Here is a 13242-nt window from a genome sequence, read left to right as displayed (position 1 = left end):
GTTGATGGTACGGCGCGGACATAGCCACTGTGTACCACACGGAGGCGGGTGCCATCGTCCGTGGTGAATGGGCGCCGACGGGGCCGGGCAGGACAGGGCCGCCGATCTGTACGAGGATGAGGCGATGCGAATGCCGGTGGTGCTTGCGGGCTGCGCCGTCCTCATCGGTGCGGCCGCGCCGGCGTACGCCGATCCGGTCGGCGCGCCGGGAGCCGATGCGAGCTTCATCGCCGCGCTCAACCAGGCCGGCATCACCTATCGGGACCCGGCCGCCGCCATCGAGGTGGCGAGGAGGGCGTGCGAGCTGATGGACGCGGGCAGCCCGCAGGTCGACGTCATCAAGAGCGTGTCGTCGAGCAATCCGGGGTTCACCGTCGACGGCGCAGCCCAGTTCACCATGATCGCGGCGAGCGCCTACTGCCCCCAGCACCTGGGGCAACGCGTCACCCGGGCGCCGACGTCACCGCCGGTGGTCGACATGCCCGTCATCACACCGGGCGCTGGGTAACGTGTCCGCCGACGATGTATCGGACTGTGGGACAGCCGCATTCACTCGGACGCCAGTGATGCCGCCGACCCCCTCGATGGCGGCATCGATCGGATCGTCCAAACCGCGTCGCGGCCTGGTGTTGTTCAACTATGCTGTGAAATCGTTGCAGTGGTAGCGGGGAGTGCGGTTGTGGGCGGAATCGAACACGCGATTGACCCGGTCCGGCGCATCCTCGAGCGCAAGTTCAGCATCGGCGCGCTGATCGAATTCGCGGTGTGGCTGGCGATCCCCTATCTGTGTATTGGGTTCGCGTGGACGGTTTTTCACCCCGACCAGACCCAGCGAATTCAGGCACGGATAGAAGCCGTGTCGCCCGTCGGCGCCGACGTCGCGGCCTTCGGGCTGGCCACCGCGCTGTGGCCGGCGGCGCTGCAGATCGCCGACTCCTGCCCGGCGCCGTGAGCACCTTCTCGGTGGAATGCGTGCCGATCGCAGGGTTTGCTCCTAGGCTTGCAGACCATGTCCATCGACCGATTCGGCATCCTTGCGGGCACCATCCGGCTTGCGTCCGGCGTTTCCTTCCTGGTCGACCCGCTACGTGCGAACAAATTGTGGGGTGACCCGGACGAGCCGACACCGACCGCGCAACTGCTGTTGCGGTCGATGGGTTATCGCGACGCGCTGATCGGCGTCCTGCTCGCGGGCGCGGCGCTGCGCGGCAAGAACACCCGCGGCTGGTTCCTGGCGTCGGCCGGCGCCGACGTGGCCGACCTGGTCGGCGGGATGAGCGTGCACAGCCAACTGAAGCCCTCGCAGCAGATCATCGGCCTGGGCGGCGCTGCGGTCGGTGTCGCGGCCGGCCTCTGGGGCGCGGTACGTCCGTCTGCCCGCGCGGTGGCCGAGGAACCGGTGCCCTGACAAGCTCGCGCTGACGGCGGCCGCGGCGGTAACCGGGAAGCTGCTCCTGGGTACCGGCATCGCTCTGGTCCCGCAACGCGATCCGATCCACACGGCCAAGGAGGTGGCGTCGCTGGATCTGGTGTCGCAGGGGCGATTTCGGTTCGGCGTGGGTGTGGGCTGGCTGCGCGAAGAGATCGCCGATCACGGTGTCGATCCCTCGGCCCGGGGACGCGTGGTCGATGAGCGACTGGACGCGATGATCGAGATCTGGACGCACGAAAAGGCGGAATATCATGGCGATTTCGTCAACTTCGACCCGATCTACAGCTGGCCCAAGCCGGTGCAGAAGCCCTACCCGCCGCTCTACCTAGGCGGGGGACCGGCGGCCTTCAGGCGCATCACCCGGCTCAAGGCGGGTTGGCTGTCGATGACGGGGTCGGCGGCAGATTTGTCGCCTCAGCTGGACCAATTGCGGGATGTGGCCGGCCAGAACGTGCCGGTGATCCACTTCCACGGCGGCAAGCCGACGGCGAAAGAGCTGGAGGGTTACCGCGAGCTGGGATTGGAACACCTGCTGGTCGACCTGCCGACCGAGCCCCTCGATCAGACGCTACCAAGCCTCGATGAGTTGCAGGCCGAGCTCACCAAACTGGCGTAAGGTCAAGTGCCGCAGAAGGTTTGGTACTTGCCGAAGTCCTCGGGGGCGGGGCTGGCGTAGCGCTCGAGCCCTGGGCGTTCCGCATAGGGGTCGGTGACCGCGGCGAGCAGTTGTTCGAGCGGGCCGAGCTCGCCGGCCGTCGCGGCCGTCAGCGCCTCCTCCACCAGATGGTTACGCGGAATGTAGACCGGATTGGTGCGATCCATCGTGTCGGCGTCGGGCTCCAGCGCGCGCCAGCGCGTCAGCCACGCGTCGAAGCCGGCGAGGTCGATGAACAGTCCGCGGACGGGCTCGGCGTCGGTTCGCGCCGCGCGGCTGAGCAGGCGGAAGAACGACGTGTAGTCGATGTGGTTCTGCTTGAGCAGTACCAGCAGTTCCTCGACCAGCACCGTGGCGAATTCGGTGTCGAGGCCGGCGGACAGGCCGAGTTTGGCGCGCATCCCGGTACCCCACACGGCGTCATAGCGGGTTTGGAATATCGCGAACGACTGCTCGGCGAGCGCGATGGCCTCGTCGGTGTTCTCCGAGAGCAGCGGGAGCAGGGTCTCGGCGAAGCGGGCGAGGTTCCATCCGGCGACGACCGGCTGGTTTCCGTAGGCATAGCGTCCCCAGAAATCGATCGAACTGAAGACGGTGTCGGGGTCGTAGGCCTCCATGAAGGCGCACGGCCCGTAGTCGATCGTTTCGCCCGAGATGGTCGTGTTGTCGGTGTTCATCACGCCGTGGACGAATCCGATCAGCATCCATTGGGCGATCAGCGAGGCCTGGACGGCGACCACTGCTTCGAACAGGGCGAGGTACGGGTTTTCCGCCTCGGCGGCGGCGGGGTGATGGCGGGCGATCGCGTGGTCGGCGAGGCGCCGCAGCAGGTCGGTGTTGCCCGTGGACGCGGCGAATTGGAAGCTGCCCACCCGCAAGTGACTGCCCGCCACGCGGGTGAGCACCGCGCCCGGCAGTGTTTCCTCGCGATGGACCGGGCGCCCGGTAGCCACCACGGCCAGCGACCGCGTCGTCGGCACGCCCAGGGCGTGCATCGCCTCGCTGACGAGGTATTCGCGCTGCATCGGCCCCACCGCTGCCAGCCCGTCGCCGCCGCGGGCGAACGGCGTGGCACCCGAACCTTTGAGGTGGACATCCCATAGCCGCCCGTCGTCGCCGGCCAGTTCGCCGAGCAGCAGGGCACGGCCATCGCCCAACCGCGGGACGAATCCGCCGAACTGGTGACCGGCGTAGGCCTGGGCCACCGGCGTCGCGCCGCCGGGCACTGCGTTGCCCACCAGGAAGCGCAACCCGTCGGGCCCGCGCAGCCAGGCGGCATCGAGGCCCAGCGTCGCGGCCAGCGGCTCGTTGAGCTCCAATAGCCGCAGCTCGGGGAACGTCTCCGCCTGCCAGCGGACCGCCATCTCCGGCAGCTCGCGGAAGAACCGGTCCTGCAAGGTGATGGTGGTGTCCGGGGCAACGCTCATCTTGTCGAGCGTACTGAACCTCCACGCCGCGCCGGGTGCGCTATCCGAGGGCCTTGCCGATCAGGTCGCGGGCGCGGTCGAGCATGGACGCGAACGGCCCGAGCGCGAAGTTGAGCTTCGCCGATTCCACGCCGGGGTGGGGGTGCGTCGGAGCGATGGCCTCGGCGGCGCGCACCGCCGCGCCCATGCGCTTGAGGTCGGCGTCGTTGACATTGCGCTTCAAGACGGGGAACTCTACTTCCTCCTCCTGCCGGGCGTGCTCGAGCACGGCATCGCGCAGTTTGGTGACCTCTTCGATGAACCTCTCCGAGGTGATGTCGAGCTTCTCGATCGCCGAGAGCAGCTCCTTGGCGTCATGCTCCTCGTTGAGACGGGCGTCGACGATCGCGTCGCCGGCGTCGTCGTCTTCGCGCCGCACCCGCGGGTGCACCACCATTTCCTCGGCCGTCTCGTGGGCGGCCAGCAGTTGGCGCAGCGTCGCGAACGGCTCCTCACGCGCTTGGGGATCGGTGGCGTGCAACACCTGGTCGAACATATCCTCGATGAGGTTGTGCTGGGCTTTCAGGAACCCGACGACTTCGTCGGGCGACTCGATGATGAGGTCTGACATCGCCGATACCTCCAAAGACTCTGGCATGGGAATGCGCACGGTGGGCTGTGTGCGATTGACCAGGAAATACCCGGCATACCCGCTGCTGAAACGGCGTAGCAAGTCCAGTGTGCCTCAGACGCCCGTATCACGTTGCGCTGCAACAATTTCGGTGTTACCGGAGGTTGATCCGCCCGCCGCCGCGCCGGAGGCGGCGGGCAATCGCTACGGTTAGGGTCAACACTTCCGACATCGACACCCAGAGACGACATGTACGAACAGGTCAACAGCGCCGCCGCCGAGTCCGAAGACATCGGTTCCCGCATCGACCCGGTGCTCGCCCGGAGTTGGTTGCTGGTCAACGGCGCGCATGCCGACCGGTTTCAGTCCGCGGTCGACTCGCGCGCCGACGTCGTCGTTCTCGACATCGAGGATGCCGTCGCACCTAAGGACAAGCACACTGCCCGCGACAATGTGGTGGGCTGGCTGAACGCTGACAACGTCGATTGGGTCCGCATCAACGGCTTCGGCACCCCCTGGTGGGCCGACGACCTGGCCGCCCTGGCCACGACTCCGGTCGGCGGTGTGATGCTGGCGATGGTCGAATCGGTCGACCACGTCACCGAGACCGCGAAGCGGCTGCCCGACGTGCCGATCGTGGCCCTGGTGGAAACCGCCCGCGGACTCGAGCGCATCACCGAGATCGCCGCGACCAAGGGCACCTTCCGGCTCGCCTTCGGCATCGGCGACTTTCGCCGCGACACCGGCTTCGGCGACGACCCGGCGACCCTGGCGTACACGCGATCACGCTTCACCATCGCCTCTAAGGCGGCCGACCTGCCCAGCGCCATCGACGGTCCGACCATCGGCTCGAATCCGCTGAAGCTGATCGAGGCGACCGCGGTGTCCACCCAGTTCGGGATGACCGGCAAGATCTGCCTGACGCCGGACCAATGCGCCGTCGTCAACGAGGGACTCTCGCCGTCGCAGGACGAAATCTCTTGGGCGAAAGAGTTTTTCGCTGACTTCGAGCGTGACGGGGCGGAGATCCGCAACGGCTCCGATCTGCCCCGCATCGCCCGGGCGACCAAGATCCTGGAGCTGGCCCGCGCGTACGGCATCGAGGCGCTGGACATCGACGAGGAAGAACGCGATCACTCGCCCGCACCCTCCGATACCTATCACTACTGAGCGGAGACCTGCGATGAGCGTTGCGGTGGACTTTCATTTCGACCCCATGTGCCCGTTCGCGTACCAGAGTTCGCTGTGGATCCGCGACGTTCGCGACCAACTCGGCATCACGATCGGCTGGCGATTCTTCAGCCTCGAAGAGGTCAACCGGTCGGAGGGCCAGAAGCATCCATGGGAACGCGAGTGGTCCTATGGATGGTCGTTGATGCGGATCGGTGCGCTGCTGCGCCGATCGGACATGGCGCTACTGGACCGGTGGTACGCCGCCATCGGGCACGAACTGCACACGCTCGGCGGCAAACCCCACGACCCCGCGGTCGCCCGACGTTTGCTGAGCGACATCGGGGTTGAGGCGTCGGTGCTCGACGCGGCGCTCGACGACCCCACCACCCACGACGAGATACACCGCGATCATCAACGGGTCATCGACGCGGGCGGCTACGGGGTGCCGACGCTTTTCCTGTTGGGACAGTGCTTGTTTGGGCCTGTGCTGGTGGATCCCCCGACCGGTTCGGAGGCCCTGACACTGTGGCGGGTGGTCACCGGCATGGCAGAGCTGCCCCACGTGTATGAGCTGCAGCGGCCCAAGTCCGCCGCCGACGTCGAGCTCATCGGCCGCAGCCTGCGCCCCTACCTGAGCGGGCGCGACTGGGTCAGCATCAACCGCGGTGAAGTGATCGACGTCGAGCGCCTCACCGGTCAGGGGACCTAGGCGACATGGCGCGCGAGTGACACCCCGACCCGCAGTTCCACCTCGCTGACCGTGATCGCGAGTCCGCGGGGCGGCGCGGTCGACCGGTAGCTCTTGCCGGTGGGTGTGGTGAATAGTGCTGTGTGAGTGTGGTTTTCATCGACCTCGGTGCTCACCCGCCAGCCGGCGTTTTCCTTGACGTAGTTGCAAGCCTCGCAGAGTCCCAGACCGTTGTCCGCGGTGGTGCGGCCACCGTCCGCCCATGGTCGTGCGTGGTCGCGGTGCCTGATCGGCGCGTCGCAGTAGGGAGTGCGGCAGCGTTGATCGCGCAGTCCGATGAATGCGGCCAGCTGCCGGGGGAAAGTACGTGCCCGCGATTCCATGGCCACCAGGGCACCGGTCCCGGGATGCGCGTAGAGCCTGCGCAGGGTTGCCCGCGAACGTCGGTCGGTGGCAGCGCCGGCGACCATCGCGCGCGCGACCGCAGCGGGGACGGGGCCGTAGCCGGTGATGTCGGCCGGTGCATCGTCACCGCCGAGCAGCGTGTCGTCGGAGAGCACCAGGTTCACCGCGACCGGGGCGGGGACCGTGGCGCTGCGGCCGGTGACCCTTTCCACCAGCGTGTCTGCCATCACCTGCCCGCGCGAACGCCCGTCGCCGCGGGCGTCCGCCTCGCGGCGCAGCGCCGCGTACACCGAAACCCCCTGAGCCACCGGCAATAACGCGGTCAGGTACGTCATCGTGTCGGGCGCCGGCCTGATGGTGACGGTGCGTTCGTGCTCGGCCTTGGCCGCCCGCTCGACGACGGCGTGCGGATCCAGCCGGTAGGCGATCGCCTTCGCGGCCGCGGCCACCCGCGCGTCGCCAATGCCGGCCAGGCTCGCGCGATCGCCACACAGTTCCGCGTCCAACGCGCGTCGGTCGTCGACGTCGAGGCAGGCGCTCTCGCGCACGATCAGCGTGGCCCGCCATTCGGACAGTGCTCCGCATTCCAGCGCCGCCAGCGTGTGCGGCATCTCGTGCACGAGCGCTTTGGCGAAGCCGAGATGCCGGCCGCCCCGGGCGGGCGAATCGCGGCGGGCCAGGGCGACTTCGGCGGCCACGCCCCGTCTGCGCCGTGCGGCGGGCGTCCCGGCGTCCGCCTCACGGGCCCGGCGCGACGCGTCCAGGATGGCCGCCGCTCGAGCCTGGCCCGCGGCGGCGGCACATTTGGCCGTCTCCAACTCGGCGATGCGCTCTATCAGCGCCGATTCGTCGGCCGCCGGATCGATGGCCGCCAGTGATTCGAACATATTTTCGATAATAGCCGCGGCGCCGACAAACCTCATCGTTACCCTGGGCATGTGAGCGCCAAGAAGAAAATCCGGGTGGCGCGGGTCTACGACGAGATGGGCCCCGACGAGGGGCAGCGCGTGCTGGTCGATCGTGTCTGGCCCCGGGGGGTGCGCAAGGACGACCCGCGGGTGGGTGTCTGGTGCAAGGATGTCGCGCCGTCGCAGGACCTCCGCGAGTGGTACCACCACGACGCGGACCGGTTCGACGAATTCGCGTCACGCTATGAGGCTGAACTGCGCAACAGTTCCGCGCTGAAAGACCTGCGCAAGCTCGCCGAGCGCGGTGGCGTGACGCTGGTGACCGCGACCCGTCAGCTGGACATCAGCCAGGCGGCGGTGCTGGCCAAGCTTTTGTAAGCACGTCAAATGCCGCCTGTGGCCGTGCGACGATGGCGAGATGCGGCTGGGACTGCACGCACTCGGCATTGGCGCCGGCGCCGACCGCGCGGTGATCGATGCCGTCGCGTCAGCTGCGGACAGCTGCGGCTTCGCCACCCTCTGGGTGGGCGAACACGTGGTCATGGTGGACCGGTCCGGCTCCCGGTATCCCTATTCCGAGGACGGCGTCATCGGCGTCCCCGCAGAAGCGGATTGGCTAGACCCGATGATTGCCCTGAGTTTCGCCGCTGCCGCAACACACCGGATCGGTATCGCGACGGGCGTGCTGCTGCTGCCCGAACACAATCCAGTGGTGGTGGCCAAGCAGGCTGCGAGTCTGGACCGGCTGAGCGGAGGGCGCCTGACACTCGGGGTGGGTGTCGGGTGGTCCAAGGAGGAATTCGCCGCCCTGTCAGTGCCGTTCGCGCATCGCGGCGCGCGCACCGCCGAATACGCTGCCGCGATGCGCACGCTGTGGCGTGACGACGTCGCTTCGTTCGAGGGCAAAGTCGTCTGCTTCGACTCCATTCGGGTGAACCCCAAACCCGTGCGCGGTCGTATACCGATTGTGCTCGGTGGCAATAGCGCTGCGGCGCTGCGGCGCGTGGCGACATGGGGCGACGGCTGGTACGGGTTCAATCTCGACGGCACGTCGGCCGTGCGCGATCGGGTCGCCACGTTGGAACGGCTGTGTGCTGAATCGGGGCGTGACCGGGGCCGGCTGCGGCTGTCCGTGGCACTGCGCAATCCACGCCCTGGTGATATCGGCACCCTCGCCGAGTTGGGTGTCGACGAATTGGTTCTCGTCCAGACGCCGCCTGACCGGCCCGAGGAGGCAGCCGAGTGGGTGTCGGCGCTGGCGCAGCAGTGGACCCTCCCCTTAGAAAACGACTTCGACCATCAGCGTCCTAGGCTGCAGCGTTGACATGACAAACGCCGAACCCATCCTTCCGCGGGAACTGACCGATCTTCCCGAGGCGATCCGCAGCGTCCCGGCGCCGCCGCTTCCAGAGTTGCCCGAGCCGTACGGCCTGCGCATTGCCGACCCGGACGCCGACGCCGAGATGGTCTCGGAGTGGATGAGCCGGCAACACTTGGTCGAGGGCTGGGAGTCCAACTGGCCCGCGGCGCGCTGGCATCGTTACCTGCAGGCGCAATTGGAGGGCAAATTTTCGCGTCCGCTCATCGGCATGCTGGATGGGGATGATCGCGCGTATATCGAATTATACAGGGCAGCAAAGGATTCCATCGCTTCACGATATGAGCACGACCCCTACGATTTGGGTTTGCACGTCGCGGTCGCCGATCTGGAATACATCGAGCGCGGGCACATCAGTCGCATGCTGCCGTATCTGGTGGTCAGCATCCTCACCCTCGATCCGCAATGCCGGCGCATCATGTTCGATCCCGATCATCGTAACGTGTTGGCGCGCAAGTTCTGTGAGCGCAGCGGCTGCACATTTCTCGGCGAGCACGACATGGCGAATCGGCGGATGGCACTGTATGTGCTGCCCCGCACTCCCGACGACATCCCCCGTCAGCGCGACGCCTGACCGCGCCGCGCGCACGTCAAAGTTGTTGTGCGATCTGCAGTCCGATCAATGCCGCCATTTCGCCGAGGATGACGCTGACGGCGATGTTGGTCAGTGCGGCGCGCAGTTGGCGTTCCTCGCCGAGCCGCTGCGTCTCCAGCATCCAGGTGGAAAACGTGGTGTAGGCGCCGACGAAGGCGGTGCCGGCCAGCAGCGCCGCCTCCTTGTTCAGTGCGAGGCCGGCGAGGAAGCCCAAAAGCGCTGCGCCGGTGGTGTTCACGGCAAGCGTGCCGAACGGAAACGGCCGCGACACGCGGCGCGCCACCGTACGGTCGATGACGAAGCGCAGCACCGAGCCGATTCCGCCGATGAGCACGACGCCGAGCCAGACCAGAGCCGTCGTCGCTGCGCTCACCGGCGCACCCGGACCCTGCGCACCAACTTGGTGGCAAGGTGCACCGCCAGCAGTCCCAGCGCGATGCTGGTGACGGTGTAGCCGATGGCCAGTCGCCAGTGGCCGTGTTCGATCATCGTCAGCGTCTCGACCTGCATCGTCGAGAAAGTGGTTAAGCCGCCGCACAATCCGGTGCCCAGCAGCGGACGCCGATAGCTCGACGTCGGCAACCGCTCCAGCAGTCGGGTGGTGAAATAGCCCACCAGAAATGCCCCGACGATGTTCACCGTGAACGTGGGCCACGGCCAGCTCGCCGGATCGTCGCCGGCCATCGTGCTCAGGACGGCACGGGCCAGAGAGCCCAGCGCCCCGCCCGCGAACACCGCGGCCAATTCGCGATAGTCCTGTTGAGCCACTGGGTCGGTTCCCTTCAGTCAGCGGTGCGCTACGTAGCGTATGGCCGAACTCCACACCGGCGCAGCCCGGGGGACGCGGACACGGGCAGAATTGGTAATCATGGTGGCTAACCCCCGCGCCGGTCAGCCGGCCCAGCCCGACGACCTCGTTGATCTGCCCCACCTGGTGACGGCGTATTACTCGGTTCAGCCCGATCCCGGCGACGTGGCCCAACAGGTCGCGTTCGGCACGTCGGGGCACCGCGGGTCGGCACTCAACGGAGCGTTCAACGAGGCTCACATCCTGGCGATCACCCAGGCCATCGTCGAGTACCGCGCCGCACACGGCACCACGGGTCCGCTGTTCATCGGGCGGGACACGCACGGCCTGTCCGAGCCGGCCTGGGCGTCGGCGCTGGAGGTGCTGGCGGCTAACGATGTCGTCGCGATGATCGACTCCCGCGACCGGTACACGCCGACACCGGCGGTCAGCCACGCCATCCTCAGCCACAACCGCGGACGCACCGAGGCGCCGGCCGACGGAATCGTCGTCACACCGTCGCACAACCCACCGGCCGACGGCGGCTTCAAGTACAACCCACCCAACGGCGGTCCGGCCGACACCGACGCCACCAACGCAATTGCCAAGCGCGCCAACGAGATCCTGCGCAGCGGCGAGGGGGTCAAGCGCATCCCGCTGGCCCGTGCGCTGCAGCGCGTGCGGCGACACGATTACCTGAGCAACTACGTCGACGACCTGCCCAACGTGGTCGACATCGATGCCATCCGCGCGGCCGGGGTGCGGATCGGCGCCGACCCGCTGGGTGGGGCCAGCGTGGACTACTGGGGCGAGATCGCCCAGCGGCATCGCCTGGACCTGACCGTGGTCAATCCGCTGGTCGACGCGACCTGGCGGTTCATGACGCTCGATCACGACGGCAAGATCCGGATGGATTGCAGCTCGCCGGACGCGATGGCGGGGCTCATCGCCAACCGCGACCGCTACCAGATCGCCACCGGCAACGACGCCGACGCCGACCGTCACGGCATCGTCACACCCGACGCGGGGCTGCTCAATCCGAACCACTACCTCGCGGTGGCCATCGAATACCTGTACACCCGGCGGCCGTCGTGGCCCGGCGGCATCGCCGTCGGCAAGACCGCGGTCAGTTCGTCGATGATCGACCGGGTGGTCGCCGGCATCGGCCGCACACTGGTCGAGGTGCCGGTCGGCTTCAAGTGGTTCGTCGAAGGCCTGATCGGGGGCACGCTCGGGTTCGGTGGTGAGGAGTCGGCCGGGGCCTCGTTCTTGCGGCGCGACGGCTCGGTGTGGACTACGGACAAGGACGGCATCATCCTGGCGCTGCTGGCGTCCGAGATTCTCGCGGTCACCGGGGCGAGCCCGTCCGAGCGTTACCAGCGGCTGACCGCGAAGTACGGCACGCCGTCCTACGCGCGGGTCGACGCGCCCGCCGACCGCGACCAAAAGGCCCGCCTGTCCAAGCTCTCCGCCGAGCAGGTGACCGCGACCGAATTGGCGGGGGAGCCGATCACCGCGAAGCTGACCGCCGCGCCGGGCAATGGCGCGCCGCTGGGCGGATTGAAGGTGACGACGGCCGATGCGTGGTTCGCGGCGCGGCCGTCGGGAACCGAGGACGTGTACAAAATTTACGCGGAATCTTTCCACGGGCCAGAGCATTTGGCGGAGGTGCAGGAAGCCGCGCGCGAGGTGGTTAATACAGTCATTGGGTGACCATTTCCCTCCGCTTTGCCCGCGCGGAGGGCCGTGCGTCCCGTTCTGGCCGGCTGCCCCGCGAAATCTGGATCCTGAGCTGGGCAAACATCATGGTCGCGCTGGGCTACGGGGTGATTTCGCCGGCCTTGCCGTCCTTCGCCCGCAGCTTCGGGGTGAGCATCAAGGCGGTGACTTTTCTGGTCACCGTCTTTTCGTTGAGCCGGCTGTGTTTCGCGCCGATAAGCGGCCAGCTGGTCCAGCGCCTGGGGGAGCGGCGGATTTACATCGGCGGCATGCTGATCGTCGCGGTCTCCACCGCCGCGTGTGCATTTTCCCACGCTTACTGGCAACTGCTGGCTTTCCGCGTGATCAGCGGCATCGGGTCGACGATGTTCTACGTCTCGGCGCTGGGACTGATGATCCATATCAGCCCGCCCGACGCCCGCGGACGGGTCGCTGGCCTGTTCATCACGTCGTTCATGGTGGGGGCTGTGGGCGGGCCGGCCGTCGGCGCCGTGGCGGCCGGGTGGGGCCTGACCGCCCCGTTCATCGTGTACGGCGTCGCGCTGCTGGGCGCGGCGGCGGTGCTGTTCTACAGCCTGCGGAATTCGTCCCTGGCCGCGCCGGGGCCGCCGACCCGATCGACGGTGACGATGCGCGAGGCACTGCGGGTTCGCGCCTACTGGTCGTCGCTGGGGGCCAACTTCGCGACCGGTTGGTCGGCGTTCGGCCTGCGCGTCGCCCTGGTCCCGCTGTTCATCACCGACGTCATGGGCCGCGGCGTCGGCACCATCGGCATCGCGCTTGCGGCGTTCGCCGGAGGCAACGCGATGGCGATGATTCCCAGCGGTTACCTGTCCGACCGGATGGGACGGCGCACGTTGATGATCGTGGGCCTCGCGCTGTCCGGCGTGGCGACCATCGTCCTGGGCGCCGCGTCGTCGTTGCCGGCGTTTCTGGTCGCCGCGCTGGTGGTCGGTGTGGTGACCGGCATCTACATGTCGCCGATGCAGGCCGCGGTGGCCGACATCCTCGGCAGCGAGGCGCGAGCCGGCAGCCCGGTAGCGGCGGTTCAGATGATGTCCGATCTGGGCGCCATCGTCGGATCCATGACGCTCGGTTGGGTCGCCGAGCGGCTGAGCTACAGCTGGGGTTTCACCGTCAGCGGGTTAGTCCTGCTGATCGCGGCAGCCGGCTGGGTGGCGGCGGCGGAAACGCGGACGATGCCCGCCCCGGACCAGGACCCGTTGCCGTCTGCGCACTCGGCGAATCTGCCTGAGCAGCAACTTTGAAGGACGGTTGACCGTGGTGTAGCTTCGATGGGCACGACTTCTCGGGGCTATGGCGCAGCTGGTAGCGCACCACACTGGCAGTGTGGGGGTCAGGGGTTCGAGTCCCCTTAGCTCCACCCTTGTGATGAGTCGAGTCATGGGTTACACATGAGTCGCGTCATCGGTTACAGATCGCCCCGGCCATCGGCCGGGGTTTT

15 protein-coding genes, 1 tRNA gene and 1 pseudogene are annotated in these 13242 nt (G+C 67.6%); 12 read left to right on the top strand and 5 right to left on the bottom strand.

The features are described from left to right. The first annotated feature begins 67 nt into the window (after positions 1–67). From OQ789_RS13380 to OQ789_RS13365, 4 genes and pseudogenes are all read left to right on the top strand, one after another. Entirely contained in the window at positions 68–508 is a 441-nt protein-coding gene (locus OQ789_RS13380) for a DUF732 domain-containing protein (RefSeq protein ID WP_324686397.1), read from the top strand. A gap of 171 nt (positions 509–679) precedes the next feature. Next, on the top strand, positions 680–952 hold the full coding sequence (locus tag OQ789_RS13375; protein ID WP_324686396.1) for a hypothetical protein: 273 nt from the start codon (positions 680–682) through the stop codon (positions 950–952). Positions 953–1009: 57 nt separating this feature from the next. Next, entirely contained in the window at positions 1010–1408 is a 399-nt protein-coding gene (locus OQ789_RS13370) for a DUF4267 domain-containing protein (RefSeq protein ID WP_324686394.1), read from the top strand. Beyond that, positions 1374–2048 (top strand): annotated as a pseudogene (locus tag OQ789_RS13365) (TIGR03619 family F420-dependent LLM class oxidoreductase); the annotation flags it as partial. The gene OQ789_RS13370 and the pseudogene OQ789_RS13365, both read left to right, overlap by 35 nt. Positions 2049–2050: 2 nt before the next feature. Here OQ789_RS13365 and OQ789_RS13360 read toward each other — a convergent pair. Beyond that, positions 2051–3514, bottom strand: coding sequence for a protein adenylyltransferase SelO (locus OQ789_RS13360; RefSeq protein WP_324686392.1), 1464 nt, complete (start codon positions 3512–3514; stop codon positions 2051–2053). A 40-nt stretch (positions 3515–3554) separates the two neighbouring features. Next, complete coding sequence (locus OQ789_RS13355) at positions 3555–4124, bottom strand: hemerythrin domain-containing protein (RefSeq protein ID WP_324686390.1); 570 nt, start codon at positions 4122–4124, stop codon at positions 3555–3557. A gap of 249 nt (positions 4125–4373) precedes the next feature. Here OQ789_RS13355 and OQ789_RS13350 point away from each other — a divergent pair, with 249 nt between their 5' ends. Both OQ789_RS13350 and OQ789_RS13345 read left to right on the top strand, forming a co-directional pair. After that, positions 4374–5294: a CoA ester lyase gene (locus OQ789_RS13350; protein ID WP_324686389.1), complete on the top strand. Its 921-nt coding sequence runs from the start codon at positions 4374–4376 to the stop codon at positions 5292–5294. Positions 5295–5307: 13 nt separating this feature from the next. Further along, positions 5308–6006, top strand: coding sequence for a DsbA family protein (locus tag OQ789_RS13345; RefSeq protein WP_324686387.1), 699 nt, complete (start codon positions 5308–5310; stop codon positions 6004–6006). On the opposite strand, the gene OQ789_RS13340 is transcribed toward OQ789_RS13345, so the two are convergent. Next, complete coding sequence (locus OQ789_RS13340; RefSeq protein ID WP_324686386.1) at positions 6003–7277, bottom strand: HNH endonuclease; 1275 nt, start codon at positions 7275–7277, stop codon at positions 6003–6005. The genes OQ789_RS13345 and OQ789_RS13340 overlap by 4 nt on opposite strands. Before the next feature lie 96 nt (positions 7278–7373). On the opposite strand from OQ789_RS13340, the gene OQ789_RS13335 reads away from it, so the two are divergent. The 3 genes from OQ789_RS13335 to OQ789_RS13325 are packed head-to-tail and all read left to right on the top strand — an operon-like array spanning position 7374 to position 9250. Further along, on the top strand, positions 7374–7676 hold the full coding sequence (locus tag OQ789_RS13335) for a DUF488 domain-containing protein (protein WP_420716113.1): 303 nt from the start codon (positions 7374–7376) through the stop codon (positions 7674–7676). A gap of 40 nt (positions 7677–7716) precedes the next feature. Then, on the top strand, positions 7717–8622 hold the full coding sequence (locus tag OQ789_RS13330; RefSeq protein WP_324686382.1) for an LLM class F420-dependent oxidoreductase: 906 nt from the start codon (positions 7717–7719) through the stop codon (positions 8620–8622). A gap of 1 nt (position 8623) precedes the next feature. Next, on the top strand, positions 8624–9250 hold the full coding sequence (locus OQ789_RS13325) for a GNAT family N-acetyltransferase (RefSeq protein WP_324686381.1): 627 nt from the start codon (positions 8624–8626) through the stop codon (positions 9248–9250). Between the two features lie 16 nt (positions 9251–9266). Here the strand turns inward: OQ789_RS13325 and crcB (OQ789_RS13320) are convergent, their stop codons facing one another. Beyond that, positions 9267–9644, bottom strand: coding sequence for a fluoride efflux transporter CrcB (gene crcB / locus OQ789_RS13320; protein WP_324686379.1), 378 nt, complete (start codon positions 9642–9644; stop codon positions 9267–9269). Next, positions 9641–10039: a fluoride efflux transporter CrcB gene (crcB, locus tag OQ789_RS13315; protein WP_324686377.1), complete on the bottom strand. Its 399-nt coding sequence runs from the start codon at positions 10037–10039 to the stop codon at positions 9641–9643. The genes crcB (OQ789_RS13320) and crcB (OQ789_RS13315) overlap by 4 nt, the downstream gene beginning before the upstream one ends. Positions 10040–10139: 100 nt before the next feature. Here crcB (OQ789_RS13315) and pgm point away from each other — a divergent pair, with 100 nt between their 5' ends. From pgm to OQ789_RS13300, 3 genes are all read left to right on the top strand, one after another. Further along, positions 10140–11771: a phosphoglucomutase (alpha-D-glucose-1,6-bisphosphate-dependent) gene (gene pgm, locus OQ789_RS13310; RefSeq protein ID WP_324686376.1), complete on the top strand. Its 1632-nt coding sequence runs from the start codon at positions 10140–10142 to the stop codon at positions 11769–11771. Between the two features lie 74 nt (positions 11772–11845). Next, positions 11846–13045 (top strand): MFS transporter, encoded by a 1200-nt coding sequence (locus tag OQ789_RS13305; protein ID WP_324686562.1) that lies wholly within the window; start codon positions 11846–11848, stop codon positions 13043–13045. A 43-nt stretch (positions 13046–13088) separates the two neighbouring features. Continuing rightward, positions 13089–13161: transfer RNA gene (locus tag OQ789_RS13300), tRNA-Ala, on the top strand. Positions 13162–13242 lie beyond the last annotated feature (81 nt).

The sequence above is a fragment of the Mycobacterium sp. 94-17 genome, from assembly GCF_035617725.1.
Classification (GTDB): domain Bacteria; phylum Actinomycetota; class Actinomycetes; order Mycobacteriales; family Mycobacteriaceae; genus Mycobacterium.
Note: the sequence above shows the minus strand (reverse complement) of the source record. Positions and strands in the feature narration are given on the sequence as shown.